27 protein-coding genes, 1 pseudogene and 2 riboswitches are annotated in these 24,412 nt (G+C 35.4%); of the genes and pseudogenes, 15 read left to right on the top strand and 13 right to left on the bottom strand.

Annotation, left to right across the window (positions count from 1 at the left end; translation table 11 throughout):
• Positions 1-73 precede the first annotated feature (73 nt).
• Both MKX37_RS01035 and MKX37_RS01040 read left to right on the top strand, forming a co-directional pair.
• Positions 74-1,333: a multidrug effflux MFS transporter gene (locus MKX37_RS01035; RefSeq protein ID WP_003186924.1), complete on the top strand. Its 1,260-nt coding sequence runs from the start codon at positions 74-76 to the stop codon at positions 1,331-1,333.
• Between the two features lie 250 nt (positions 1,334-1,583).
• On the top strand, positions 1,584-2,087 hold the full coding sequence (locus tag MKX37_RS01040) for a hypothetical protein (protein ID WP_002124728.1): 504 nt from the start codon (positions 1,584-1,586) through the stop codon (positions 2,085-2,087).
• A gap of 18 nt (positions 2,088-2,105) precedes the next feature.
• On the opposite strand, the gene MKX37_RS01045 is transcribed toward MKX37_RS01040, so the two are convergent.
• On the bottom strand, positions 2,106-2,321 hold the full coding sequence (locus MKX37_RS01045) for a DUF3951 domain-containing protein (protein ID WP_000371388.1): 216 nt from the start codon (positions 2,319-2,321) through the stop codon (positions 2,106-2,108).
• A gap of 173 nt (positions 2,322-2,494) precedes the next feature.
• Positions 2,495-2,600, top strand: a riboswitch (SAM riboswitch).
• Between the two features lie 137 nt (positions 2,601-2,737).
• Between MKX37_RS01045 and MKX37_RS01050 the strand changes: the two genes are divergently transcribed.
• From MKX37_RS01050 to MKX37_RS01070, 5 genes are read left to right on the top strand one after another with little or no spacing between them, the layout of a single operon-like run.
• Positions 2,738-3,655 carry an ABC transporter permease gene (locus MKX37_RS01050; protein WP_002124730.1) on the top strand — a complete coding sequence of 306 codons (918 nt, stop codon included), beginning with the start codon at positions 2,738-2,740 and terminating at the stop codon, positions 3,653-3,655.
• 16 nt (positions 3,656-3,671) lie between these two features.
• A complete protein-coding gene (locus MKX37_RS01055) occupies positions 3,672-4,676 on the top strand; it encodes an ABC transporter permease (RefSeq protein ID WP_002124733.1) in 1,005 nt (334 codons plus the stop codon).
• Complete coding sequence (locus MKX37_RS01060) at positions 4,633-5,643, top strand: ABC transporter ATP-binding protein (protein ID WP_002124734.1); 1,011 nt, start codon at positions 4,633-4,635, stop codon at positions 5,641-5,643. Before MKX37_RS01055 ends, MKX37_RS01060 begins: the two co-directional genes overlap by 44 nt.
• Complete coding sequence (locus MKX37_RS01065) at positions 5,640-6,413, top strand: ABC transporter ATP-binding protein (RefSeq protein WP_078422259.1); 774 nt, start codon at positions 5,640-5,642, stop codon at positions 6,411-6,413. Before MKX37_RS01060 ends, MKX37_RS01065 begins: the two co-directional genes overlap by 4 nt.
• 13 nt (positions 6,414-6,426) lie before the next feature.
• On the top strand, positions 6,427-8,037 hold the full coding sequence (locus tag MKX37_RS01070; protein ID WP_078422260.1) for a peptide ABC transporter substrate-binding protein: 1,611 nt from the start codon (positions 6,427-6,429) through the stop codon (positions 8,035-8,037).
• 24 nt (positions 8,038-8,061) lie between these two features.
• Here MKX37_RS01070 and MKX37_RS01075 read toward each other — a convergent pair whose 3' ends face one another.
• A complete protein-coding gene (locus MKX37_RS01075) occupies positions 8,062-8,529 on the bottom strand; it encodes a YusW family protein (protein ID WP_002187526.1) in 468 nt (155 codons plus the stop codon).
• A gap of 172 nt (positions 8,530-8,701) precedes the next feature.
• Here MKX37_RS01075 and MKX37_RS01080 point away from each other — a divergent pair, with 172 nt between their 5' ends.
• The 3 genes and pseudogenes from MKX37_RS01080 (at position 8,702) to MKX37_RS01090 (ending at position 10,069) form a co-directional block, all read left to right on the top strand.
• Positions 8,702-9,601 carry a helix-turn-helix domain-containing protein gene (locus tag MKX37_RS01080; RefSeq protein WP_050001241.1) on the top strand — a complete coding sequence of 300 codons (900 nt, stop codon included), beginning with the start codon at positions 8,702-8,704 and terminating at the stop codon, positions 9,599-9,601.
• Positions 9,602-9,619: 18 nt separating this feature from the next.
• Positions 9,620-9,811 (top strand): hypothetical protein, encoded by a 192-nt coding sequence (locus MKX37_RS01085; protein WP_002124741.1) that lies wholly within the window; start codon positions 9,620-9,622, stop codon positions 9,809-9,811.
• Positions 9,798-10,069: pseudogene (locus tag MKX37_RS01090) on the top strand (hypothetical protein). The gene MKX37_RS01085 and the pseudogene MKX37_RS01090 overlap by 14 nt, the downstream one beginning before the upstream one ends.
• 46 nt (positions 10,070-10,115) lie before the next feature.
• Here MKX37_RS01090 and MKX37_RS01095 read toward each other — a convergent pair.
• From MKX37_RS01095 to proC, 4 genes are all read right to left on the bottom strand, one after another.
• Positions 10,116-11,756 (bottom strand): peptide ABC transporter substrate-binding protein, encoded by a 1,641-nt coding sequence (locus MKX37_RS01095; RefSeq protein WP_002124743.1) that lies wholly within the window; start codon positions 11,754-11,756, stop codon positions 10,116-10,118.
• A 505-nt stretch (positions 11,757-12,261) separates the two neighbouring features.
• The gene (locus tag MKX37_RS01100; RefSeq protein ID WP_002187524.1) at positions 12,262-13,902 is read right to left on the bottom strand and encodes a peptide ABC transporter substrate-binding protein; all 1,641 of its coding nucleotides are present in this window, start codon (positions 13,900-13,902) and stop codon (positions 12,262-12,264) included.
• Positions 13,903-14,037: 135 nt separating this feature from the next.
• Positions 14,038-14,142: riboswitch (SAM riboswitch) on the bottom strand.
• 153 nt (positions 14,143-14,295) lie between these two features.
• Positions 14,296-15,129 (bottom strand): aldo/keto reductase, encoded by an 834-nt coding sequence (locus MKX37_RS01105; protein WP_002063472.1) that lies wholly within the window; start codon positions 15,127-15,129, stop codon positions 14,296-14,298.
• A 1-nt stretch (position 15,130) separates the two neighbouring features.
• Positions 15,131-15,934, bottom strand: a complete 804-nt coding sequence (gene proC, locus MKX37_RS01110) for a pyrroline-5-carboxylate reductase (protein WP_002124750.1) — start codon at positions 15,932-15,934, stop codon at positions 15,131-15,133.
• A gap of 196 nt (positions 15,935-16,130) precedes the next feature.
• On the opposite strand from proC, the gene pnuC reads away from it, so the two are divergent.
• The gene (pnuC, locus tag MKX37_RS01115; RefSeq protein ID WP_002091429.1) at positions 16,131-16,781 is read left to right on the top strand and encodes a nicotinamide riboside transporter PnuC; all 651 of its coding nucleotides are present in this window, start codon (positions 16,131-16,133) and stop codon (positions 16,779-16,781) included.
• Positions 16,782-16,848: 67 nt separating this feature from the next.
• On the opposite strand, the gene MKX37_RS01120 is transcribed toward pnuC, so the two are convergent.
• The 3 genes from MKX37_RS01120 to modA form a co-directional block, all read right to left on the bottom strand.
• The gene (locus tag MKX37_RS01120; protein WP_078422261.1) at positions 16,849-17,700 is read right to left on the bottom strand and encodes a GRP family sugar transporter; all 852 of its coding nucleotides are present in this window, start codon (positions 17,698-17,700) and stop codon (positions 16,849-16,851) included.
• Positions 17,701-17,999: 299 nt separating this feature from the next.
• Entirely contained in the window at positions 18,000-18,674 is a 675-nt protein-coding gene (modB, locus tag MKX37_RS01125; protein WP_078422262.1) for a molybdate ABC transporter permease subunit, read from the bottom strand.
• Between the two features lie 5 nt (positions 18,675-18,679).
• Positions 18,680-19,477, bottom strand: coding sequence for a molybdate ABC transporter substrate-binding protein (gene modA, locus MKX37_RS01130; protein ID WP_002169309.1), 798 nt, complete (start codon positions 19,475-19,477; stop codon positions 18,680-18,682).
• Between the two features lie 131 nt (positions 19,478-19,608).
• On the opposite strand from modA, the gene MKX37_RS01135 reads away from it, so the two are divergent.
• Positions 19,609-20,556, top strand: coding sequence for a helix-turn-helix transcriptional regulator (locus MKX37_RS01135; protein ID WP_033708172.1), 948 nt, complete (start codon positions 19,609-19,611; stop codon positions 20,554-20,556).
• Between the two features lie 65 nt (positions 20,557-20,621).
• Here the strand turns inward: MKX37_RS01135 and MKX37_RS01140 are convergent, their stop codons facing one another.
• Positions 20,622-20,723, bottom strand: coding sequence for a DUF3948 family protein (locus MKX37_RS01140; RefSeq protein ID WP_002124760.1), 102 nt, complete (start codon positions 20,721-20,723; stop codon positions 20,622-20,624).
• 255 nt (positions 20,724-20,978) lie between these two features.
• Complete coding sequence (locus MKX37_RS01145) at positions 20,979-21,845, bottom strand: LysR family transcriptional regulator (RefSeq protein ID WP_033730964.1); 867 nt, start codon at positions 21,843-21,845, stop codon at positions 20,979-20,981.
• Between the two features lie 127 nt (positions 21,846-21,972).
• Here MKX37_RS01145 and MKX37_RS01150 point away from each other — a divergent pair, with 127 nt between their 5' ends.
• Both MKX37_RS01150 and MKX37_RS01155 read left to right on the top strand, forming a co-directional pair.
• Positions 21,973-22,941 carry a DMT family transporter gene (locus MKX37_RS01150; protein WP_078422263.1) on the top strand — a complete coding sequence of 323 codons (969 nt, stop codon included), beginning with the start codon at positions 21,973-21,975 and terminating at the stop codon, positions 22,939-22,941.
• Between the two features lie 21 nt (positions 22,942-22,962).
• Positions 22,963-23,103: a YrzO family protein gene (locus MKX37_RS01155; RefSeq protein WP_002063481.1), complete on the top strand. Its 141-nt coding sequence runs from the start codon at positions 22,963-22,965 to the stop codon at positions 23,101-23,103.
• 68 nt (positions 23,104-23,171) lie between these two features.
• On the opposite strand, the gene MKX37_RS01160 is transcribed toward MKX37_RS01155, so the two are convergent.
• Entirely contained in the window at positions 23,172-23,267 is a 96-nt protein-coding gene (locus tag MKX37_RS01160; RefSeq protein WP_002124767.1) for a DUF3948 family protein, read from the bottom strand.
• A gap of 336 nt (positions 23,268-23,603) precedes the next feature.
• Here MKX37_RS01160 and MKX37_RS01165 point away from each other — a divergent pair, with 336 nt between their 5' ends.
• Positions 23,604-24,209, top strand: a complete 606-nt coding sequence (locus MKX37_RS01165; protein WP_002124771.1) for a lysophospholipid acyltransferase family protein — start codon at positions 23,604-23,606, stop codon at positions 24,207-24,209.
• Positions 24,210-24,280: 71 nt separating this feature from the next.
• Here MKX37_RS01165 and MKX37_RS01170 read toward each other — a convergent pair whose 3' ends face one another.
• Positions 24,281-24,373: a DUF3948 family protein gene (locus MKX37_RS01170; RefSeq protein WP_012260201.1), complete on the bottom strand. Its 93-nt coding sequence runs from the start codon at positions 24,371-24,373 to the stop codon at positions 24,281-24,283.
• Positions 24,374-24,412: the final 39 nt, after the last annotated feature.

Genomic DNA, 24,412 nt, shown 5'->3' on the forward strand with positions numbered 1-24,412 from the left:
AATACGGTATACTTGACGTATATTCATGTTGTAACTATAATTGTTACGATTAAGTGTTTATATGAAAGGGTGAATGGAAAAAGTGAATGGAGTTAATCACGAAATATATAAACCTGTAAAGACAAACAGGTTATGGATGATTCTTGTATTAGGGACACTTACGGCAATTGGGCCATTATCTATTGATATGTATTTGCCTTCTTTACCAAAGTTAACGGATGATTTACAAACGGGTGCATCCCTCGCGCAGCTTACATTAACTGCTTGTCTGCTTGGGCTTTCAGTAGGGCAGTTATTTATTGGTTCAATTAGTGACATTTACGGAAGACGCAAACCTCTTATTATCGCTCTTATTATTTATGTTGCTTCTTCTTTACTTTGTGCTGTTGCACCATCGATTTGGAGTTTAGTGCTTTTACGTTTCTTACAAGGTGCTTCAGGATCTGCTGGTATCGTTATATCACGTGCAATGGTACGTGATATGTATTCAGGTTCTGAAATGACGAAGTTTTTCTCACTGCTTATGTTAGTAAACGGAGCAGCGCCTATTTTGGCACCGATTATTGGAGGGCAATTATTACAGTTCACATCATGGCGCGGCGTTTTTATCGTTCTTGGAGCAATTAGTGTATTCATGCTAATATCAGCTACTTTCGTATTACGTGAAACATTACCTCCTGAAGAAAGAGAGACAGGTGGATTATCAGGAACGCTTGCAACATACGGAAAGCTTCTGAAAGATCGTTTATTTATGGGGTATGCATTGTCGCAAGGATTAGTAACAGCTGCAATGTTTGCTTATATTTCTGGTTCACCGTTTGTGTTGCAGAACATATACGGAGCATCACCACAGCAATTTAGCTTATTCTTTGCGATTAACGGTATCGGTATTATTATTGCTAGTCAGGTTACGGGCCGTTTAGCAGGGAAAGTTAATGAGAAAACTTTATTTGTTGCTGGTATTATTATTGCGGCTGTTGGCGGTCTATCATTACTACTTACAATCGTATTAGGAATAGGGCTAATCGGTGTTTTATGCTCGCTATTTCTTGTTGTATCAAGTGTTGGGGTTGTATCAACAACCGGCTTCTCGTTAGCGATGAGAAATCAAAAACAAGCAGCAGGAACAGCATCAGCTTTACTAGGTTTATTACAGTTCATTTCAGGAGCACTTGTTGCACCATTAGTAGGTATTGGCGGAAGCAATACCGCATTACCGATGGGGGTTGTGATAGCGCTTTGTGAAATTGGTGCTGTGTTATGTTATCTATTTATGGCCAGAAGAAGTGAGAAGCAGTTTGAACTGCAACAAAGACAAAATTTAGAGGCTTAATTTATAAAAAAGAGCTGATTCAAACATGTGTTGAATCAGCTCTTTTTTCATTTCTTTGAAATAACTTATACAGTGTTGTAAGGTGATGCAAAAGTTATTTGCATAAAGTGACGATACTGTGACAAAAATGTTGGTGTGTATATTAAGAGCTCGTCTTAAGTGTAAAAAGTAGGGTGTTCTCGGTATAATAACAAGTGGAGATAAAAGAAACTATAATGAGTAATAGCTGTAGATAAAAGGAGAAGAAGAGATGAAGAAGGTTTTGGGTATTGCTGTAATGGGAAGTATGCTCCTTCTAGCAGGGTGTAATGGAAATAAAGATACGAAAGAACCGAAAGAAAAGGTAGAGCAATCTACTGAACAAACAGAAGAGATGAAAGTGTATCGCGAAATACATGAAAAATATGATATGAAGATGAACAAAGAGATTAATAAAGCATTACAGTTATGGGAAGTGGCAAAAGAAAAGGGCGGTAAGGAAATAACGGATGCTAAATATAAAGAAGACGTGCAGAAGGTAACGACGGGCATGTTAGAAGATATTGATCATATGCGTAAAGAAATTCGTGTGCCGAAGTCGAAAGAGGACGAACATGAACTATATGTTGGTTTCTTAAATGAAGCAGAACAAGCGATGAAAAAATTACAGAAGTTAGCTAAAGAAGAAGATTCATCGTTGATTCGTGATATAGAAATTAATTTTTCAACAGCATCGACATACTATAAACGCTTTCAAACAGAGGCGAAAAAATAACCTTGCGCATGCGCAAGGTTATTTTTTCTTTTTACCATCTCCGTCTTCATCCTCGGATACTAATATCTTCTGTTCTTCGTGAAATTCTGAAATTGTTTGTCCAGTAATATTATCGAATGGAGTGTAAAAAGAAGTGATGCTTTTCTTTTTAATGAAGAGTTTATAGAAGCCGATGATGACGAGTATGACGATTGTTAATGGCAATCCTATAGTAGCCAGAAGTAGTGGATCCATCTTATAACTCCTTTAATACAATTTCTTTTTATTATAAGTGAAAGATTGTAATTTCAATAACTAATATAATAGAAAACTGATTTTTCTAAATATATCCAATTTGATTGACTTTTCATTTTTTCAGAATTATAATTCAAAATATACAATTTGAACCAAATAATAATATAGCAATTTACTTATCCAGAGAGGTAGAGGGACTGGCCCTATGACACCTCAGCAGCGGGTTCTGTAACAGGAACACCGTGCTAATTCCAGCAAGCAAGTCTTGAAAGATAAGTGATGGGCCTTCGTTTATTAAGCCTTGATCTTATTTTTTAAGATCAAGGCTTTTTGTGTTTTAAGAAGTAGAGAAGGAGTAATGGCAACAAATATGTCAATAAAACAAAGTAAATCCATTTGTTTAGGGGGTTATTGAAGTGTATGTTATTAAAAAACTATCGGTTATGGTATTCACGCTATGGGTCATTACGACAATAACATTTTTAATTATGCATATTATTCCAGGTGATCCGTTTTCATCAGATGCGAAAATCTTTCCTGAAGAAGTAATACAAAACATGAGAGCGAAGTATCACCTTGATGAACCGTTATGGAATCAGTATGTTGCTTATTTGGATGGGGTAGTTCATTTTGATTTTGGCGAATCTGTTCAATCGACAGGTCAAGGTGTATCGGAAATTATAACAACTGGTTTTGGACCATCGGCAATTATTGGTTTACAAGCACTTGTTATTTCATTGTTAGTCGGAATTGCCGCAGGTACATTTGCCGCGCTATATCATGGGAAAGTGATTGATTATAGTGTGAGCTTGCTTGCGATTCTCGGTATTTCTATTCCTAGTTTTATTTTAGCACCACTATTTATACAAGTATTCGCCATACAATTTGAATTACTACCAGTGGCGTCTTGGGGAACATTTGAGCATACTGTATTACCCTCCTTCGCATTAGCGTTAGGACCAATCGCAGTTATTACAAGATTTGTTCGCTCTAATATGATTGAAGTGTTGCAGAGTGATTATATTAAGCTAGCGAGAGCGAAAGGTATACCAATTAAGAAAATCATTATAAGACATGCTCTTCGAAATGCGATTGTTCCGGTACTTACATTTGTTGGCCCATTAATGGCTGGACTTTTAACAGGGACTTTCGTTATTGAAAAAATCTTTTCAATTCCTGGTTTAGGAAAATATTTTGTAGACAGTATTTTCAACCGAGATTATCCGGTGATTATGGGAACAACCATTTTCTATAGTGCGCTATTAATTGTATGTATTTTTATTACAGATATCATTCATCGTATTGTTGATCCGCGCATTCGTTCTATTACGTAAGGAGGGTGATGTTTAAATGGGGGCTTATGAAATTAATGACCAGTTATTAACGAATGAAGAGAAAAAAGAATTAACGATAAATAAAGATCAGCAAACGATTAGCCGGAAAAAGGAAGTGTTTCGCAAGTTTATATCAAACCCTATAGCAGTTTTAGGGGCAGTGACGTTATTACTAATTATTGTTTTCTCGCTTATTGGCGAAAGTTTAACGTCATTTACTGCGAGTGAACAAGTAAAAGAAGCAACAAACTTACCACCTAGTAGTGAGCATTGGTTCGGAACAGATGATTTAGGAAGAGACATATGGGCGCGTACTTGGGCTGGAGGGAAAATTTCACTAACAGTTGGATTAGTGGCAGCAGCTCTTGATATTGGGCTAGGTGTACTAATTGGTGGCTTTAGTGGATATGTGAGAGGACGTAATCGTCTTGGAACGTTAATTGACGAGTGGATTATAAGAGGGATTGAAGTGTTATACGGTATTCCATATTTGTTAATTGTTATTTTACTATTAATTGTTATGAAACCAGGCCTTTTTACAATTATTATCGCCCTTGCATTGACGGGATGGATTGGCATGGCACGCCTCATTAGAGCGCAAGTCTTGTCTTTAAAACAAAGAGAATTTGTTATCGCAGCAGAGCGATTAGGTACACCTCATATGAAAATTATATATGGGCATTTAATTCCAAACTTAACAGGGATTATTATCGTAAATTTATCATTTACCATTCCAGCAGCTATTTTCTCAGAATCATTTTTAAGCTTTATCGGACTTGGAGTACAATCACCGGCGGCAAGCTGGGGCACGATGACGAACGATGCACTTGGGACGTTACTAAGCGGAGAATGGTGGCAACTATTCTTCCCGGCAATCATGATTGCATTCATCATGTTCGCATTTAATGCGATTGGTGATGGTTTGCAAGATGCAATTGATCCGAAAATCGTAAAACGTAATCGAAAGGAGAAAAAACATGGCACAAATCTTATCTTTAGAAAACGTAACGTTGGCCGTTGAAAAAGAGAATAGTAAGCAAGCGATTGTGAAGCATGTTTCCTTTTCTATTAACGAAGGTGAAATAGTTGCACTTGTCGGAGAAAGTGGTTCAGGGAAAAGTGTTACAGCACAATCTATTATCGGCTTAAATCAAGAATCAATTCATATTGATGATGGAAATGTATCTTTCAAATCAAAGGAATTAACTGGTTTACAAGAATCAGAATGGAATCAAATTCGCGGGAAAGATATTTCCTTTATCTTTCAAGATCCGCTTTCATCTTTAAACCCAACGATGAAGGTAGGCAAACAAATTGCAGAAGTAATTTTGCAACATGAAAAGAAATCGAGAAAAGAAGCGAAAGAAATTGCGATTAACTTACTAAATGATTTAGGGATACATGAAGCAGAGAAACGCTTTGAACAATACCCGTATCAATTAAGTGGGGGGATGAGGCAGCGTATTTGTTTAGCAATTGCGTTTGCTTGTCACCCAAAGCTTGTTATTGCAGATGAACCTACAACAGCATTAGATGTAACGATTCAAAAGCAAATTATGGAGTTGTTAAAAGCAAGAAAAGAAAAACAAAATACGAGTATTTTATTAATTACACATGATTTGGCACTTGTACGTGAAGTAGCTGATCGAGTAGTGGTAATGTACGGAGGACGTGTCGTTGAAAAAGGGACGATACAAGAAGTAATAGGTTCACCTAAGCATCCATATACGAAAAGTTTATTACAAGCAATTCCGAATATGGATGATTCCGAAAAAGTATTACGTGCTATAGAAGGAACGACACCTTCCATTGAAACATTAAATAGCTTTGGTTGTCCTTTTGTAAATCGTTGCCCAGTAGCGATAAAAGAATGTATTCATCGCTTCCCAGAGAGAACGACATATTCTGAGGAGCATAGCTCACATTGCTGGCAACATATTCTGGAGCATAATAAAGCGAAATCAAAAGAGAAGGTGAATGCCTCATGACGACAGATTTAATTACTGTAAAGCAAGTAACGAAAACGTATGGAAGTAAAAATAAAGAAATCGCAGCTTTAAAAGATATATCACTTTCTATCCCGAAAGGAACAACGCTTGGCATTATTGGGGAAAGTGGTTCTGGAAAGACAACACTTGGTAAGCTCATAGCTGGGATCGAGCGTCCAACGTCTGGTGAAATTGATTATAACGGTCAAGTTGTTCACAAGCTGAAGTCAGCTCATAAGCGGGATTTCTTACAGAAAGTACAGTTCATTTTTCAAGATTCCACAGCGGCATTAAATCCGCGCTGGAAAGTAAGCGATATTGTAACAGAAGGCTATATTTCATTCGGTTTAGGCGATAAAGGATTGAAAGATAAAGTCGCAGGTGATGCACTAGAGCGTGTTGGATTAGATAGACGATATATTGATCGCTATCCACACGAATTTAGCGGCGGACAACGTCAACGTATTGCTATTGCAAGAGCGTTATTATGTGAGCCAGAAGTTTTAATCCTTGATGAACCAATTTCAGCATTAGATGTTTCACTTCAAATCCAAATTGTGCACTTGTTGCAAAAGATTCAAAAGGAACAAGGCTATACATATTTATTTATCGCGCATGATTTACCGATGGTTCACTATTTATGTGAAAAAGTGGCTGTCTTATACAAAGGAGAACTTGTTGAATTTGGATATACGGACGAAGTATTCCGTAATCCACAACATTCTTATACAAAAACATTATTAGCATCAACACCAAAAATTTCAGGTTAAAGGAGAATGTAGGATGAAGAAGTTTTTACTGTTTGTCATTATGACTGTTTTAGCAATTACTTCTGTTGCTTGCGGTAAGAAAGAGACGCAAAAGGCGAGTGCTGGTAAGGGTGAAGGCGATCGAGTAGTAACGAATATTAGTAGCGATCCGTATACGCTTGATTCTGCCATTGCGACAGATAGCACGTCAGGTTATGTAATTGGGCAATTGTTTTCAAGTTTATATACGCAAGATAGTGACGGGAAATATCAAAATGAATTAGCAGAGAAAGAAGAAGTAAACGCTGATGGAACTGAATATACAATTCATTTAAAGAAAGATATTAACTGGTCGGACGGTTCTCCTATTACAGCAAATGATTTTGAGTTTGCCTGGAAGCGATTATTAAATCCGAAAACGGGTTCTATGAATGCGACAGAAATGTATTTTATTAAAGGAGCAGAGGCATATAATACTGGAAAAGGTGAAGAAGGACAAGTTGGTATTCAAGTCGTTGATCCTCAAACATTAAAGGTAACACTTGAGCACCCAGTTGCTTCTATTAAACAAAAATTAGCAAGTTCATTATTTATTCCATTATCTAAAAAATCAATTGATGATAATAATAAATTAAAAACAGATCCAAAAGAGTTAATTACGAACGGACCATTCACATTAAAAGAATGGAAGCATAACCAAGCTATTACAGTACAAAAAAATAAAGAATACTATGATAAAAAGGTAACATTAAAAGAAATTGAGTTTCGTATTATTCCAGATTCTAAAACAGCGTACCAATTGTACAAGTCAAAAGAATTAGATTTACTAAGTGGTTTACCACAAGAGATGATTGAAAAAGAAAAAGGAAACAAAGAATATAAGCGTGTTGCAGGATTCTCATCTTATATTTATTCCTTTAACGTAGAAAAAGAGCCGTTTACAAATGCGAAAGTACGTAAGGCATTTTCATTAGCGGTTGATCGTAAGTTTATCGTTGAAAAACTGTATAAAAATAATGCACAAGAAGCATATGCATTCGTTCCAGAAGGAGCAAAAACACAAGGTGGTCGTGATTTCCGTAAAGAAAAAGGCGATTACGTAAAATTCGATTCAGCAGAAGCGAAAAAATTATTAGAAGAGGGCATGAAAGAGCAAGGTTGGTCTACATTACCTGAAGTAACATTAAAATTCACTACAGATACACAACATAAAAAAGTAGCAGAAGCAATGCAGGAAATGTTTAAGAAAAATCTTGGTGTAGATATTAAATTAGAGAATAAAGAGTGGAAGAGTTACATCGACACATACAAGCAAAGTGATTTCCAATTAGCTTATATGGGATGGGGCGGCTCTCTATTAGATCCAATTACTAAACTAGATTTATATGCAGGTGATGGTCCAAACAACTATGCAAAATGGCATAATAAAGAATTTGACGCTTTAGTAAAAGAAGCAGAAGTTGAACAAAACGAAGATAAGCGCTTTGACCTATTGCATAAAGCAGAAGATATTATGTTTGATGATACACCATTAATCCCAATTATTTTCCCAAGCTCTTCGTATTTACAAAAATCATCAGTATCTGGCGTCCAATTCATTATCGGTTCTAGTCCAGAACTAAGATACGTAAAAATTAAAAAATAAAGAAGTAGGCAACCGCCTACTTCTTTATTTTATTTCTCTTTTATATTCTTTTTTCGTTCCGTCAGAGAAGACAACTTCTAAAGCGAATTTTTGATAGTCTTTATCAAGTTTGAATACATTTACTACTTGATCGATTACTTCTTGATCTGGTGTGTTTTTATCGAATTTTAATTCTTGTAGAAGAGGGCTTAATTTTGTAATAGCTTCATCACCTGTTAATTTTACATCTGCTTTATGGTCTTCAACTTTTGCTTCCATTTTTTTATCGGCTGCTACATTTTTATAATCAGCTTCGTAGTCTTTCTTTGTATCCTGATAGTCCGCTTTTAAATCAAATTCATTGAAATTTAGCTTTAAATCAGCAGGAGCTTCGTTTTTTGCCTCTTCTGTAGTCTTTTTATTAGAAGTTGTGTCTTCTTTTGCAGGAGCTTTACATCCTGTTAATGCAGGTACTAGCATAAGAGCTAATAAAATTGATAGTAAAATTCTCATTATAAATTCCTCCTTATGTAAATTTGTTCTATACAAGTTTTTCCCAATTTCATGTAATTATGTATGTGTTGAAAATAAATTATTTACTTATAGCTTTAAGAATTAATCCGCAATTTAAATCAAAAATGATTTGTATGTATATGGTAAATTGAAGTTGTAAGGAGGTACTGAAATGCATGAAGAATATAAAGAGATGATAAAAAAAGCAATCGAATATATAGAGAATCATTTACATGAAGAGCTTACAACAGAAAGAGTGGCATTTCACGGGGCAGTATCGATGTACCATTTTCATCGTATTTTTCAAAGTTATATTGGGATGAGTGTAACGGATTATGTTCGTAAGAGAAGATTAACTCATGCTGCACAGGCTTTAGTATCGACTGAAAGAGCAGTCATTGATATTGCAGTGCAAAATGGCTTTTCCTCACAAGAGGCATTTACTAGAGCTTTTAAAAGAATGTTTCAATTACCACCAAAAAAATATCGGAAATATTTCCAGTCATTTTATATAGAAAGAGAGGGCGTTTCAATGGAAAAAGGTATACCGAAAGGATGGGTATTAAGTGGAAGTCATCCTGCTGAATATGAGATGGGTTTAGATTACGAAGTTGTTCATCAAGGAAAAGTATCTGCATATATAAAAGGAAAAGAGAACGTTACACACGGAGGGTTTTCAACATTAATGCAAATGTTCCGAGCGGATAAATATGTAGGTAAGAAGTTGCGTTTAACAGCATTTATTAAGAGTGAAAATGTAAAAGACTGGGCAGGATTGTGGATGCGAGTAGACGGAAAAGATACAGAGCCTATTGCTATGGATAACATGCAAAATCGTCCAATTAAAAATACGAATAACTGGCAATCATACTCGGTTGTACTAGATATAAAAGAAGAAGCACTTGGTATTGCATTTGGTGTTTTATTATCAGGAGAAGGCTGTGTCTGGCTAGATAGTATTCGTTTTGATGAAGTGGATGAAAAAATTCCTTCAACAGATTTGGCAGAAAACTTTTATGAAACACTCCTAGAAGAGCCGGTGAATCTGCAATTTGAAGAAATAGAAAATTAAAAAGTAAGGAGAAAAGATATGCTCAAATATGTGAAATTGATAAGTATTAGTTTAGTAGTATCATCGTGTATTATGGGAATCAACTATTTAATTAGTTATCTTTGGTCAGGGCATATACCTTCTTTGACGTGGAGAACATATTTGATATTTATGGTTATATTTATGATGAGTTTTGGTTCAATACAAAAAGAGAGCTATGAAGAGAGTTGATAATCGTCCTTTTAGTCTTCTTAGTATTAATACATATGTATTTATCACTGCATTGGAAAAACAGGTTTGCCGTTCGGGATTATTTCCCGCAACATACGCAGCGAATGGTTATTATACAATAATATTCGGCGGAGTTAATTTAGAAAAAATATTATTTCGTTATTATTTATTATTTTAGTTACACAATTGGTAGCGGGAATCACTATAGGTATAAAAGTGATAGTAAAGAGGGGAAGTTCTGTAGTTAAAGAAGCATAAAGTAAAAAAGGTATCCTTCGTGGGATACCTTTTTTACTAGTGTTTATTATTTTGCAACTTCTGTCCACTTGTAGTTAAATTCACCGCCGAAGTCAGTTGTTACAAGTCCTTTAATGAAAGAGCGTTGTAAGTAAGAGCGACCTTGTTGGTATAAAGGAGCGACAGCACCATCTTGTAATAAGATTTTTTCAGCTTGCTTCATTGCTTCCCAGCGACCTTTTTCATCACCAGCTAAATCAGTTTTTACTTTACGAATAAGCTCGTCGTACTCTTTGTTAGAGTATTTATCGAAGTTATAAGCACTATCTGTTGTGAATAGATCTAAGAATGTAATAGGATCCGCGAAGTCAGGGCCCCAGCCATCGATTCCAATTTCGTAATCACCACTTAATAGTAGTTTTAACTGTTGTTTACGTGGTTGAGGTTTTAAATTCACTGTTAATCCATCTAGATTCTTTTCTAATTCACCTTTTAAATATTCACCAGTTTTCTTAGCTAAAGCATTATCACTTGTTAATAGTTCAATTGTTACTTTGTCAGTACCAAGTTCTTGTTTCGCTTTTTTCCAGTTTTCTTTTGCAGATTTCACATCATCTTTGACTAGATTTCCATTCTCTTTACGGAAGTCATTACCGTCTGGACTTTTTGCGAATTTCGCAGGAACCATTCCTTCTGCTGGGATTGCACCGTTATTTAAAATTGTTTCTACGTACGCTTTTTTATTCATTGCTTCGTTAATAGCGAGGCGTGCATGTTGATTTTTTAATACTGCATTTTTCTGATTTAGTCGTAAGAATTGGATACCGACTTCAGCGCGTTCCTTGAAGTTGGAATCGTTCTTATACTTATCAACAAACTCCGCAGTTAAAGCAACACGATCAATTTGTCCTGAATCATATAAGTTAACTTCTGTAGATTTATCTTTAACGACATTGAAGTTGATTTCTTCTAGTTTTACAGTTTTAGCATCCCAATAGTTAGGGTTCTTCTTCAATTGGAAGCTTTGTTCATGTTTCCAGTTATCTAATGTGAAAGCACCATTGTAAATTAAATGATTTGTTTCTAAACCGTATTTATCGCCTTGAGATTTTAAATACTCTTCATTGATTGGTAAGAATGTTGCAAATGTCGTTAAGCTTAAGAAGTAGGGAACAGGGCGGTCCAGTTGTACTTCTAAAGTTTTATCGTCAAGAGCTTTAACGCCTAATTGATCGATTGCTACTTCTTTTTGGTTTATTTGTTTCGCATTTTTTATATCAAAGAATAAGAATGCATATTCAGCAGCTGTTTCAGGGTTAACGGCACGTTGCCAAGCGAAAATAAAATCTTTTGCTGTAACAGGAGTACCGTTTGACCATTTTGAATCACGAAGATGGAAAGTATACTTTGTTTTATCCGGACTAATGTCAACCGATTCAGCAACACCAGGGATCGGTTTATTATCTTCTCCTATAGCATATAAACCTTCAAAAACATTTCTCATTACATTCATGGATTCCCCATCCGTCGCTTTTGCAACATCCATTGTTGGAATTTCTGAAGCAAATGATAAGTTAATCGCTTGTTTATCAGGTGCTTTATCGTTCGCTTTTGCTCCGCCTGCATTATCTTTATTTCCCCCGCAAGCAGTTAGTAGTAGACTTGCCCCTAAAACAGATGCAACAACAGGTACAACTTTTTTCTTCATTGTTCTTTCCTCCCTAAATGTGTTGTTCGTAACGTCATAATGTCCATGTCTTGAAGTGTAGCTATAGAAGGAGAGAAAACCTATTATAAATATGTGTATATAGGTAATCAGGTATTCTATATGTATATACATGTTGAACTATAATCTATCGTTATATGTTTCAACTTAGTAGACATTACATTTTGATGATAAAATATTTTGTTTCTTTGATTATTTAGAATATTAACACTGGAAAGAACTATATGTCAATAATAAAAAGTGGAGTGTTAATTTCTTGGAATAATATATTGAAAAAGCAGATTTCCTCATATTAGGGAATCTGCTTTTAATATATTTTGCTAAAAAAACAATGGGGGTGGGTGAGAACACGATGATCTAAGTTGCATTTTATCCCGCATTAATGGGCAGTAAGATCCTCGCCTCAAAATTCAGTGAAAGCAAAGAAGTTAGGGGGGATCAACTGCCCGTAAAAGCCCGATTGGTGAGGGCTGATTAAAGTTTCACTTTATTTTTCAATTTTTGCCCATTTGAAGTTTAATTGACCTGCAAAGTCTACTTGCACAATGCCTTTCACATAAGAACGCTCTAAATAAGATTCTCCTTTTTGGTAAAGAGGAGCGATAACAGAGTCCTTAAATAAGATTTTTTCTGATGCTAGTAACGCTTCCCAGCGAGCTTTTTCATCACCAGCCAAAGTAGTTTTAACTTTTTCAATTGTCTCATCAAACTCTTTATTAGAGTAATGATCTAAATTGTAAGGGTTATTCGTCGTAAATAGTTCAAGGAATGTAATTGGATCAGCAAAGTCAGGGCTCCAACCGTCAATTCCAATCTCGTAGTCACCTTTTAATAAGAGTGAAACTTGTTGTTTACGTGGTTGCGGTTTTATATTTACCGTTAAGCCATCTAAATTCTTTTCTAGTTGTCCTTTTAGGAACTCACCAGTTTTCTTCTCAAGGTCACCATCACTTGTTAATAATTCTAATGTTATCTTTTCAGAACCAAGTTCTTTTTTTGCTTTCTTCCATAATTCTTGTGCAGATGTTGTATCAACTTTTGTTAAATCGCCGTTTGCAGTACGGAAGTCTTTTCCATCAGGCCCTTTTGCAAAGTTTTTCGGCACGAGACTAAAGGTTGGTGTAGAGCCATCATTTAATAACGTATTTACAAAAGATTTTCGATCAATTGTTTGATCGATTGCTTGGCGTGCAGAAACGTTTTGAAGTACTTTGTTTTGCTGATTCATACGTAAAAACTGTACCCCTACGTTCGGACGTTCTTTAAAGTTAGCATCCTTTTTATATTTATCAACGAAGTCAGATGTTAGTTTTATACGGTCTAATTGTTTGGATTCGAATAAATTTACTTCTGTTGATTTCTCTTTCACAACGTTGAAATTGATTTCTTCGAGTTTGACATTATCTTTATCCCAATAGGTAGGGTTTTTCTTAAATTTAAAGCTTTGTTCATGCTTCCAATCGCTTAGTGTAAAAGCTCCGTTGTACAAGATTTTGTTATCTTCTAAAGCGTACTTATCACCTTGTGCTTTAAAGAATTCCTCGTTGATTGGTAGAAATGTTGGGAACGCCGTTAAGCTAATAAAATACGGAACAGGGCGCTCTAATTCTACTTCAAACGTATGGTCATCAACTGCTTTTATACCAAGTTGATCGGATGGGAGTTCTTTGCTATTAATTTTTTTAGCGTTTTTAATATCCAGGAATAAAAAAGCATATTCAGAAGCTGTTGCTGGATCGACAGCTCTTTGCCAAGCGAAGACAAAATCTTTCGCTGTTACAGGTGTGCCGTTCGACCATTTTGAATCTCGTAAATGGAATGTGTATTTCGTTTTATCAGCACTTACTTCATGAGATTTCGCAACGCCAGGAACAGGTTTATTACCTTCACCAAGATTGTATAAACCTTCAAATACGTTTCTCATTACTTGACCAGAATCAGTATCTGTAGCACGAGCCGTATCCATTGTTCGAATCTCAGTAGGAGAAGATAAGTTTAAAACTTGCTTACTAGGTGCCTCATCTTTTGCATTTGCTCCGCTCGCTTCGTTTTTATAACTACCGCAACCAGATAATAAAATACTTACTCCTACAACTGATGCAATACCGGGTACAAACTTCTTTTTCATTTGATTTTCCTCCTAAATAGTTAATAAGATTGGATGATGATGAGGGAAATGAAAAACAAAAAATCCCTCTTTTCGTATTGAGAAAGAGGGATTTTTACGTACAAGTTATGCACCCGTATATAAACGAAGTCCCTCATTCTATCTTTCAAGCACAAAGCTTGCAGGAAGTGGCACAGTATTCAAAATGAACCTGCTGCCGAGGTTTCAAAGGGCCAGTCCCTCCACCTCTCTTGATACAATGAGTAAACAAATAAATTTTATTAATTTTTGTGTTTCTTTGATAATTCAAAATCTTACACCTTAGATAATGAAGTGTCAATCAAATGGAATATAGTTTAAATTTTCAGTTTTATTTTTTAAAAAAAACCACTGCATATGGCAGTGGTTTCCCTACTAGAAGTTAAAGTTATCTGGATCTGGACCAACGCGATGATTTTCATTTAAAGCTTGAATTGCTTTCATATCATCTGAGCTTAATTCAAAGTCAAAGATGTTTGCATTTTCAATAATGCGGTGTTCTTTAATAGACTTAGGGATTGTTACAACTTCATTTTGTAGATCCCAACGTAAAATAACTTGTGCAGTCGATTTATTATATTTCGTAGCGATTTCTTGTAATGTTGGGTGATTAAGTAGCTGCCCCTGCATTAATGGTGACCAAGCTTCAAGCTGGATGTTATGTTCTTTACAGAAGGCATGTAATTCTTCTTGTGCTAAACGTGGGTGGTATTCCACTTGGTTAACCATTGGTTTAATTTCTGCAATTTCAAATACGTCTTGCAAATGGTGAATATGGAAATTACTCACACCGATAGCACGAACACGACCATCTTTATAAAGCTGCTCTAAAGCTTTCCATGATTCAGTGTATTTTCCTTTTACAGGCCAATGTACTAAATATAGATCTAAATATTCCAGACCTAATTTTTCTAATGTAGTTTCAAATGCTTGTAGTGTTGACTCGTAACCTTGATCACTATTCCACACTTTTGAAGTGATGAATAACTCTTCACGAGGAATACCAGATTCTTGAATTGCCTGTCCAACGCCTTCTTCGTTTTTATATATCGCAGCAGTATCGATACTACGGTATCCATTTTTTATAGCTGCTTTTACAGAATCAATTACTTCTGTACCATCTTCAACTTTAAAAACACCCAAGCCGAACCAAGGCATTTTCACGCCGTTATGTAATGTTGTATAGTCGTTTAAACTTGTTAAAGTCATATTAATTCCCCCTAGCTTTTTTATTGGTCGCTTCAACTGCTTGTTGAATGACTTCTGAAAAATTATTTTCATATAGAACTTTTAAGCCTTCAGCCGTTGAACCTCCTGGTGTTGTTACTTGTTCGCGGAGCATAGCTGGATCCTGATTTTGCTGGAGCATAGCGGCAGAGCCAGCAATCATTTGAATGACAAGGTGTTTTGCTGTTTCCTCATCAATCCCATAGCTTTTCGTTGCTTCAATTAAACCTTCAGCAAAGTGATAGAGAAAAGCGGGTGCACTACCAGTAACTGCGGTAAGTTGGTGAACTTCCTCTTCGGTACAAAACTGTGAGGTACCGATACCTTTTAAAAGAAGTTGTAACGTTTCTTGATGTGTTTCATCTACAGAATGTCCCGTCGTATATAAGGAGATAGACTTTCCAATCCCAGCAGCTGTATTTGGCATAATCCAAGCAACAGGTGTCCCTTGGGGAAGTCTTTCTTCTAGATAAGATGGTCCGATTCCGGCAGCAACTGTCACGACAAATTGATTAGTTAGAAGAGGGGATAGATCCGCTAATAGCTGTTCATGTGCGACAGGCGGCATTGCTAAAACGATTGTATCTACAGATTTAATATGCTGTTTCCAATCTGTTGTAATCGATAGATCATATTGAGTTTGTAATTGCGTTAGTTTTTCTATGTTACTTCGGTTGGAAACAATAATTTCTTCGATGTATTCTTTACTTGTTGTAAGTAGTCCAGTAAATATAGCTTCTGCCATACGACCGGCACCAATAAATAAAATTCGATGTTTATTAGGCATATCCTTTATTCCTTTCTGATGAGAATATGTTATAAAAAACGATACCATTTTTAAGAGAATTTTGTAAAAAGAAACGGCTTATCGTAAGTGGAATAGATGAGTGGGGGGTTTTACAGGAGAAAATTTATAGTAAGTATAAGAGTTATTTCTTATACTGTTGATAGGGAGTTTGTTACATATCTGGGGAGAGATAAATATGGTTAGAAGTCCACTTTTTTTACTCATTTCTAGTATTATTTGCATATTAGTTGGATTCTATATCCGATCAAGTTATATTGAAATTTTCGCATCGGTTATGGGGATTATTAATGTTTGGTTACTTGCAAGGGAAAAGGTATCAAACTTTTTATTTGGGATGATTACAGTTGCGGTATTTCTGTATATTTTCACTACACAAGGCTTATACGCAATGGCAGTATTAGCAGCCTTCCAATTTATATTTAATGTGTACGGTTGGTATTACTGGATTGCGCGTAGTGGAGAGGAGAAGGTAAAGCCGACAGTTCGCTTAGATTTGAAAGGATGGATTATTTATATACTTTTTATTTTAGTTGCTTGGATTGGTTGGGGATATTATCAAGTCCGTTATTTAGAATCGACAAGTCCATATTTAGATGCTTTAAACGCTGTATTAGGATTAGTAGCTCAATTTATGCTGAGCCGAAAAATCTTAGAAAATTGGCATTTATGGATTTTGTATAACATAGTTAGCATTGTGATTTATATTTCAACGGGCTTATACGTCATGTTAGTATTAGCTATTATTAATCTATTTTTATGTATCGATGGCTTGCTAGAATGGAAGAAAAACCATAAAGAGCGAGAACGTGTAAATAATTATATTTAGAAAATAATTGTAATCAAAAACCCCCCTGAAGCATATACGTTTCAGGGGGGTTAAATATAGTGTGAATTTATGCTTTTGTCATACCAAGCAATACAGCGCCGCCGATAATTAAAACACTACCTAGTGCAATAAAGATCAATTGACGTTTTGTTTTCTTTTCACCTAAGAAGACAATCGCACCGAATGTTGAGATAACGATTCCAGTTTGAGATAACGGGAAGCTTGTCGCTACTCCGACACGTGGTAATGAAAGAAGTAAGAATAAGTTTCCTGTTCCCCATAGTAAACCAGATAAAGCATTACGCATTGCATATTTGTTAAATGGTTTATGTTTAGACGTCAGTACAACCGCACCAACGAACATACCAACTGCCTGTGGTAAAATAGCAGACCAACCATCAATGTTATACCAACGAATAATAATTACATATACAAGATAACCGAAAGTAGAAACAATTAAAGTAAGAAGTCCCTTTTTCAATTGTCCTGGTGGCTGTGCATTTTCTTTATCATCTAGTGATGTGAATACAACACCAACTACGATTAATAGGATTGCAATCGTTCCCAGAACAATCGTTGTTGTAGTAGTCCACTCATGGAAAGCGATAACCCCAAAGATAGAAGTTGCAACAAGTTGCATACCAGTAGAAATCGTTACAGTAGTTGAAACACCTAGTTTTTCAACTGTTTTTAATTGGTTTACTTGTCCTAAAGCCCAGAATAAACCTGAAATAAAACCAACAATCAAGACTGTCATTGTTAAAGCTGGTTGAGTAAATACATACATAACTGTTGCGAAGAATAGAGCACCGATTGTCATACCTACCGTTTGGCTATATGCACCACCGCCCATTTTTACGCTTACTAATAAGATGTTTCCCCATGCGATTGCAGGAAGAAGCGCTAATAAAATGTCCATTACAAGACTCCCTTCGGTTTTCTATACCAATATAATTACATATCGTTCTAACGATCGGTAATGCCCCACTAATAGAGTAGAAGATTACCGATCGCTAAAACAGGATGAAGAACTTACGATATAAATGCGTTTTCATTTCTTCACTTTTTGAAACACTTTCATATAATAACAGGAAATTACCTATTTTAGAAAGTGAATTCAAATAAAATGTATATTTAAATAAGAAATAAAATTCAGTCATTAGTTAGGTCATTTTATTTTTCGGGAAATAAAAAAAGCAGCTTTTGTCGAAAACTGCTTTAGGAAGTGGTAATTCGCTTGTTAATGATTTGAATACATAATAAAAATAGTAATGACATGCTAATTGTTATGATGACAAGAGTCCAAGCGAGTTGCATATTACTTGCATCAATAGCCATATAAATTGCAGTTGGAATCGTTTGTGTTTTGCCAGGTATATTTCCTGCAAACATTAAAGTAGCACCAAATTCCCCGAGTGCGCGAACGAAGCTTAAAATCATACCGCTAAGTAGCGCGGGGAATGCAAGTGGGAGTGTAACGTGTAGAAAAACTTGATATTCACTCGCACCAAGGTCGCGCGCACCATCTTCAATTTGCACATTCGCGATGGAAAATCCTGTTTTTGCTGATTGATACATGAGCGGAAATGCAACGACTGTAGAAGCAATGATAGCAGCAGTAGATGTAAACATAATGGACTGCTGAAATAATGATTCAATCCACTTTCCAATGGGACTGTTATTTCCAAAAATGATAATTAGAAAAAAGCCGATAACAGTTGGTGGAAGCACCATTGGTAATAAGAAAATAGTTTCTAGTAGTACTTTATATCGCCACGAGGAGCGCGCCAATGCTCGTCCAATAATCGTTCCTAAGATCGTAACGATAATGGTGGCGCATGTAGCTACTCGCAAGGATAGAAAGACAGGTGACAAAATTGTATCAAAGCTCATAGCAATTATGGCAGGATTGTAAATCCATATTTCTTAAAGATAGATTGTGCATCTTTTGATTGCAAATACTCATAGAATGAAGTCGCCTCTTTCTTATGCTTAGATTCCTTTATAACACCTAAAGGATAGTGGATTGGCTCATGAGAATTAGCCGCTACCGCCTCTACAATTTTCACCTTGTCTGAAACGAGAGCGTCTGTTTTATATACAATACCAGCATCAACATTACCTGTTTCTACATATGTTAACACTTGGCGAACATCTTTTGTAAATACGATTTTATTTTGAACGTCATTCCAAAGATTTTCATGTGTGAGAGAAGCTTTTGCATATTTTCCTGCAGGTACAGATTCGGGTGTACCAAGTGCGATTTTCTTGATTTTCGCATCCTTTAAATCTTGAAATTTTGTAAGAGAACTATCTTTTGGAACGACTAGAACTAGTTCATTTCCAAGAAGGTTTTTCCCTTCTTTTTCATTAATGAATCCTTTTTTAACAAGGGTTTGGAATTTATCTTCTGCTGCAGAGAAGAATAAATCAGCAGGTGCACCTTGTTCGATTTGTTGTTGAAGTGCACCAGAAGCACCGAAGTTAAAAGAAAGTTTAATGTTTGGTTCTTTCTCTTTATATTGTTTTTCAATTTCTTTTAGTGAATCTTGTAAACTTGCAGCCGCTGATATAGTCAGCTCCACTGATTTTCCCTCTTTAGCAGCTGACTTTTCTTCGCTTGAACAAGCTGCACTGAATATAAGAAGAAAAGAAAGTATAAGTACCCCAATGGATCGTAATGTAAATTTGTTCATAAAAAATCCCCCTTCGTTTACTAAACTAATTATAACTAATTATAACTAAATATAACTAGTTATAATTGAATATAATTTGAACGATATAGTTGTTTTTAAAAACTAGGAGAAATATTCTTTTCTTTGTTACAATGAAGGAAGAAAGTGAGGAATCGTCTATGGATCATCATTCCTACACAACGGAAGAAGTAGCAAAGCGATTAAAAGTATCAAAACTAACTGTATACGACTTAATTAAAAAAGGAGAACTGCCTTCTTATAGAGTTGGTAGACAGATGCGCATTGATGCAGCTGATTTAGAACAATATATAAAGCAAATGAAAACAGGGAAGGTACAATTTACTCCTGTAAAGAAGGACGAAATTAGTAGTTCGAATACACGCATCATTAGTGGTCAAGAACTAACGTTAGATATGTTGGCAAAGCATATAGAAAATCGATTGCCAAATTCTAATATATTGAGAGCGTATCAAGGTAGTTTAACGAGTTTAGTGAAGATGTACCAAGGAGAAGGAAGCGTCGTTAGTTTACACTTATTTGATGGTGAAACGGGTACATATAATGTTCCTTACGTAAAACGTATTTTAGTTGGACAACCATATATTATGATGAATTTATTAGCAAGAAATGTTGGGTTTTATGTGCAAAAAGGGAATCCACAAAATATAAAAACATGGGCTGATTTAGCTCAGTCATCTATACGATTTGTAAATCGAGAAAAAGGTTCTGGTATTAGGGTGTTAGTGGATGAGCAATTGCGAATTCAAAAATTAAGTAAAGAAGATATTAACGGGTATGAATGGGAAGAATCGAATCACCTTGGCGTTGCCTCGCAAGTCGCGAATGGAAAAGCTGATATTGGGGTAGGATCAGAAAAGTTTTCCCAAATTGTGAACGTAGACTTTATTCCAATAATGAAAGAACAGTATGATTTAGTACTTCTGAAGAATAAAGAAAATGAGGAACTTATTGAGGTTATAAAAGAGGTTTTGCAATCTGAAGAGTTTCACAATGAATTAAAAGCAATTGGTGGATATGATATAAGCAAAACAGGCCAAATTATATATGAAACAAACTAAAAGGCTGCTTGTCTATAAGACGAGCAGCCTTTTCTATATATAAAGGGGTTGGGGGAAACAAAGTGTTAAATAAGACTTTGAGCAAGTGCATAAATGAATGCAGTAAGAAGAGTAGCTCCACTTGCAAGTCCGATAAAGTCTGATTTGTTGAAAGTAATGTTGTTCATTATAATCTCTCCTTATTTGTTTAATGTAGTTGCAACTGCTTTTGCATCGATAAGTGCGGATAGCACCATGCCCATTGTATTGAAAAATTTGTTTGATTTCATTTTGTTCATCATGCGTATCCGCTCCTTTTCGAATTGTTGTTGCCCTGCTTTCTGTCTTAATTATATGAAATATAGCAGCCTGCAACTATCGAATTGGCTTACGTAAGACTTACACTTTTGTAAGAAAAAAAGACATTCGTGTAAGAATGTCTTTTAAAGCATATTGATATGATGATGTGCTTCAATTGTTTTTAAAAAGCTTCGCATCGAATTGGTCATGTAACTATCTTTACGGCGTATGAAAACAGTTGAAATACTACCATATTTCTCCGGAATTGGATGACAGTGTACTTTACCTGCTGTAGAAAGGTGATGCACCGCAGACTGGGGGACGAGTGTAATCCCAAGACCGAGCGCTACGCTATTTAATATAGTTTCTAATATGTTAAACTCCATAATTCTTTTTGGTAGCAAACCTTCATCTTTAAGCCATCGTTCAAGCTTGGAACGGTATCCACATCCTTGATTAAAAACGAGTAGGGGCGTCGTAGTAAATTCTTCTATATGAAAAGCTTTATTTTGTGTAACAAGCATTAATTTCTCAGTACTAACATCGTATTGTTCAATTAGTGGATGTTTAATAGGACCTGATATAAAGGCGCCATCTAATTGGTGATCGAGTACTTCTCTAATAAGCTCTTCCGTTAGACCAGCTTGTAATGATAAATCGACATTTGGATAGCTTTTGTAGTAAGAAGACAAAATGGTAGGCAATGTACTGACTGTTTCGACTGTACCGATTTTTAATATACCAGATGGTGTTTCACTATCTAAAAACACTTGTTTTAGCTCTTCAACATCTTGCAAAATTTTATGAACGTAAACGAGCATTTTTCTTCCTTCAGCTGTTAAAGTCATGCCTCGCTTATGACGGTAAAAGAGAGGTGTTTTCAGCTCGTTTTCTAATTGTTTAATACGTGCGGTTACATTTGATTGTACGTAATTTAATTCCTTTGCTGCGCCGCTTACACTACCGCGGTCGGCAACGCTCTGGAAGATTTGTAAGTCTCGTAATTCCATTTTATGCTCCTCCTTGATGTTAACTATCATTATAAATGATAGTTAACATCATTTTGAATCATTTTACGTGATATATTTTTTCTTTTACAATTCTCTTTGTGCAAATAGAAAGAAGCGGGGGATTGTGGTGAGAAAAGGTCAAATGATAATAGGTGCTTTGGCATGTTTAATTGCAAGTATGTCATGGGGAGCGATGTTTCCGGTTGCTGATCATGCTCTAGAATACATAGATCCATTTTATTTTTCGTTTATTCGTTATGGTGCGGTAGCAATTGTATTGATTGTATTATTGCTAATGAAAGAAGGAAAGAAGGCATTTCGCTTAGAAGGAAGAGGGAAGTTACTCATCTTTTTTGGAACAATGGCTTTTACCGTATATAATGTATTAATTTTTCTAGGACAAATGTTAATGGGAAAATCAGGTGTAATGGTAGCTTCTATTATGGAGGCGCTTATGCCAATGATTTCAATTTGTATTTTATGGGGATATAAAAATATAAAGCCGAAGAAATATATGATAACGAGCATGATTATTGCGTTTGTAGGGGCTGTATTTGTTATTACGAAAGGTGATATGAGTTTCTTTTTAACATTGAAAGATAACATGTTTTCGCTAGCATTTATATTTGTTGGTGTTGTAGGATGGGTTATTTATACGATGGGTGGTCAAACGTGTAGCGATTGGTCAACATTACGCTATTCTACTTTGACATGTGTATTGGGTACAACTGTCACAGGGATTATAACTGTGGTCATTACAGTGCTTGGATATGTATCTGTTCCAAGTATGGAAACGATTTCTATTGTGAAGTATGATTTGTTATTTATGATGACATTACCAGGTATCGTAGCACTACTTGCTTGGAACTACGGTGTGAAAATCTTATCATCCATTAATGGTATTTTATTTATTAACTTTGTGCCAATTACTACTTTAGTTATTATGATGATGCAAGGGTATAAAATAACAACATTTGATATTGTAGGAACATTATTTGTTATTGCAGCGCTTATTCGTAATAATGTTTGTCAGAGAAAAGAAGAAAATATAAATAAACAAATTTTGCAAGAAAAGCAATTGCGTCAAGCTGTTTAATAGGCAACTGGAGGATTTTATATGTTAGAAAGTTTATTGTTTTTCTTTGCTGCTGGAGTTGCCTGCGAGCTTGCAGCAATTAATCGAAACGGTCGTAAAAATATAAAACAACAAGCTGAATTGATACAGCTTTTAAAAGACTTGAAGGAAAGAAAAAATTAAAAGACGACCGGGCATAGACGGTCGTCTTTTCTATTATTATTTATATAAAGGGGAAAGGGGACACAAAGTTATATAAGCGTAGCAGCGTAAATGAAAGCAGTAAGAAGAATCGAGCCGCTAGCTAGTCCTAAAAAATCTAATTTATTAAAAGTCATGTTATTCATTATAAATTCTCCTTACTTGTTTAATGTAGAAGCAACAGCTTTTGCATCGATAAGAGCGGAGAATACCATGCATATTGTATTTAAGAAATTGTTCGTTTTCATTTTGTTCATCATATAGATCCGCTCCTTTTCAAATGGTTGTTGTTACTTTCTGACTTAATTGTATAAGATAGTGGAGGGAGCCGCTATCGAATTAGCTTACAAGAAAATTACACTTTTGTAAGAATTGAAATTTAACAATAAATACTTATTTTTATTACCAACTCCTAAAACTTAGTGTTATAATCGTTGTAAGAAAATGATTATACTTCGGATATTCAGAAAGGAACGAAACAAATGTATAAACCAATTACATTTTCGTTGAAATATATATTTAAAATGGCTGGGAAGGTAGAAGTACAAGGGAGAGAGAAATTACCGGAAGGTGGCCCTTACGTTGTTGCGTGTACACATACAAGTTTTATGGATGTTTTAATGTTAGCGGCAGGAATGTACCCAACCCAAATTCATTACATGGCAAAAAAAGAATTGTTTGAAGGGAAATTTAAAAATTGGTTTTTTAAAAATGTAAATGCATTCCCTGTAGACCGTGCGAATCCAGGGCCAAGCACATTAAAAATTCCATCACGTTTATTAAAAGAAGGAAAAGTAGTAGGGATTTTTCCGAGTGGGACGAGGTCATCAGAAGACGTTTCACTAAAAGCTGGGGCTGTTACGATTGCAATGCGTTCTAACGTTCCGTTAATACCGGCAGCTTATGTTGGTCCATCAAGTATAAAAGAATTGATAAAAGGAAAAAAAGCGCGATTAGTTTTTGGAGACCCAATTCAAATCGATGCTGAAGAACAAATAGACCGAAAAACGGCTATGAAAATGATGACAGATGAATTAAATGCAAAGTTTGAAGAACTAAAGGAAGTTTTGCAGCCGAATCAAAAATAAGAAAAGACGATCGTGCATAGACGGTCGTCTTTTCTATTATTATTTATATAAAGGGGAAAGGGGACACGAAGTTATAGTGTAGCAGCGTAAATGAAAGCAGTAAGAAGAACCGTGCCGCTAGCTAGTCCTAAAAAATCTAATTTATTAAAAGTGATGTTGTTCATAATGCATTCTCCTTACTTGTTTAATGTAGAAGCAACAGC

Source organism: Bacillus sp. FSL R5-0709 (genome assembly GCF_038004785.1).
GTDB lineage: Bacteria > Bacillota > Bacilli > Bacillales > Bacillaceae_G > Bacillus_A > Bacillus_A mycoides.

Excerpts from the sequence above, each read along its gene's own strand:
- MKX37_RS01160 (WP_002124767.1), bottom strand. The coding sequence starts at position 23,267 with ATGAATAACATGACTTTTAATAAATTAGATTTTTTAGGACTAGCTAGC.
- MKX37_RS01040 (WP_002124728.1), top strand. The coding sequence starts at position 1,584 with ATGAAGAAGGTTTTGGGTATTGCTGTAATGGGAAGTATGCTCCTTCTA.
- proC (WP_002124750.1), bottom strand. The coding sequence starts at position 15,934 with ATGCCTAATAAACATCGAATTTTATTTATTGGTGCCGGTCGTATGGCA.
- MKX37_RS01165 (WP_002124771.1), top strand. The coding sequence starts at position 23,604 with ATGTATAAACCAATTACATTTTCGTTGAAATATATATTTAAAATGGCT.
- MKX37_RS01135 (WP_033708172.1), top strand. The coding sequence starts at position 19,609 with ATGAAGGAAGAAAGTGAGGAATCGTCTATGGATCATCATTCCTACACA.
- MKX37_RS01140 (WP_002124760.1), bottom strand. The coding sequence starts at position 20,723 with ATGAACAACATTACTTTCAACAAATCAGACTTTATCGGACTTGCAAGT.
- MKX37_RS01075 (WP_002187526.1), bottom strand. The coding sequence starts at position 8,529 with ATGAGAATTTTACTATCAATTTTATTAGCTCTTATGCTAGTACCTGCA.
- MKX37_RS01155 (WP_002063481.1), top strand. The coding sequence starts at position 22,963 with ATGTTAGAAAGTTTATTGTTTTTCTTTGCTGCTGGAGTTGCCTGCGAG.
- MKX37_RS01035 (WP_003186924.1), top strand. The coding sequence starts at position 74 with ATGGAAAAAGTGAATGGAGTTAATCACGAAATATATAAACCTGTAAAG.
- MKX37_RS01060 (WP_002124734.1), top strand. The coding sequence starts at position 4,633 with ATGGCACAAATCTTATCTTTAGAAAACGTAACGTTGGCCGTTGAAAAA.
- MKX37_RS01065 (WP_078422259.1), top strand. The coding sequence starts at position 5,640 with ATGACGACAGATTTAATTACTGTAAAGCAAGTAACGAAAACGTATGGA.
- modA (WP_002169309.1), bottom strand. The coding sequence starts at position 19,477 with ATGAACAAATTTACATTACGATCCATTGGGGTACTTATACTTTCTTTT.
- MKX37_RS01145 (WP_033730964.1), bottom strand. The coding sequence starts at position 21,845 with ATGGAATTACGAGACTTACAAATCTTCCAGAGCGTTGCCGACCGCGGT.
- MKX37_RS01120 (WP_078422261.1), bottom strand. The coding sequence starts at position 17,700 with ATGGACATTTTATTAGCGCTTCTTCCTGCAATCGCATGGGGAAACATC.
- pnuC (WP_002091429.1), top strand. The coding sequence starts at position 16,131 with ATGGTTAGAAGTCCACTTTTTTTACTCATTTCTAGTATTATTTGCATA.
- MKX37_RS01095 (WP_002124743.1), bottom strand. The coding sequence starts at position 11,756 with ATGAAGAAAAAAGTTGTACCTGTTGTTGCATCTGTTTTAGGGGCAAGT.
- MKX37_RS01170 (WP_012260201.1), bottom strand. The coding sequence starts at position 24,373 with ATGAACAACATCACTTTTAATAAATTAGATTTTTTAGGACTAGCTAGC.
- modB (WP_078422262.1), bottom strand. The coding sequence starts at position 18,674 with ATGAGCTTTGATACAATTTTGTCACCTGTCTTTCTATCCTTGCGAGTA.
- MKX37_RS01045 (WP_000371388.1), bottom strand. The coding sequence starts at position 2,321 with ATGGATCCACTACTTCTGGCTACTATAGGATTGCCATTAACAATCGTC.
- MKX37_RS01085 (WP_002124741.1), top strand. The coding sequence starts at position 9,620 with ATGCTCAAATATGTGAAATTGATAAGTATTAGTTTAGTAGTATCATCG.
- MKX37_RS01080 (WP_050001241.1), top strand. The coding sequence starts at position 8,702 with ATGCATGAAGAATATAAAGAGATGATAAAAAAAGCAATCGAATATATA.
- MKX37_RS01055 (WP_002124733.1), top strand. The coding sequence starts at position 3,672 with ATGGGGGCTTATGAAATTAATGACCAGTTATTAACGAATGAAGAGAAA.
- MKX37_RS01100 (WP_002187524.1), bottom strand. The coding sequence starts at position 13,902 with ATGAAAAAGAAGTTTGTACCCGGTATTGCATCAGTTGTAGGAGTAAGT.
- MKX37_RS01105 (WP_002063472.1), bottom strand. The coding sequence starts at position 15,129 with ATGACTTTAACAAGTTTAAACGACTATACAACATTACATAACGGCGTG.
- MKX37_RS01070 (WP_078422260.1), top strand. The coding sequence starts at position 6,427 with ATGAAGAAGTTTTTACTGTTTGTCATTATGACTGTTTTAGCAATTACT.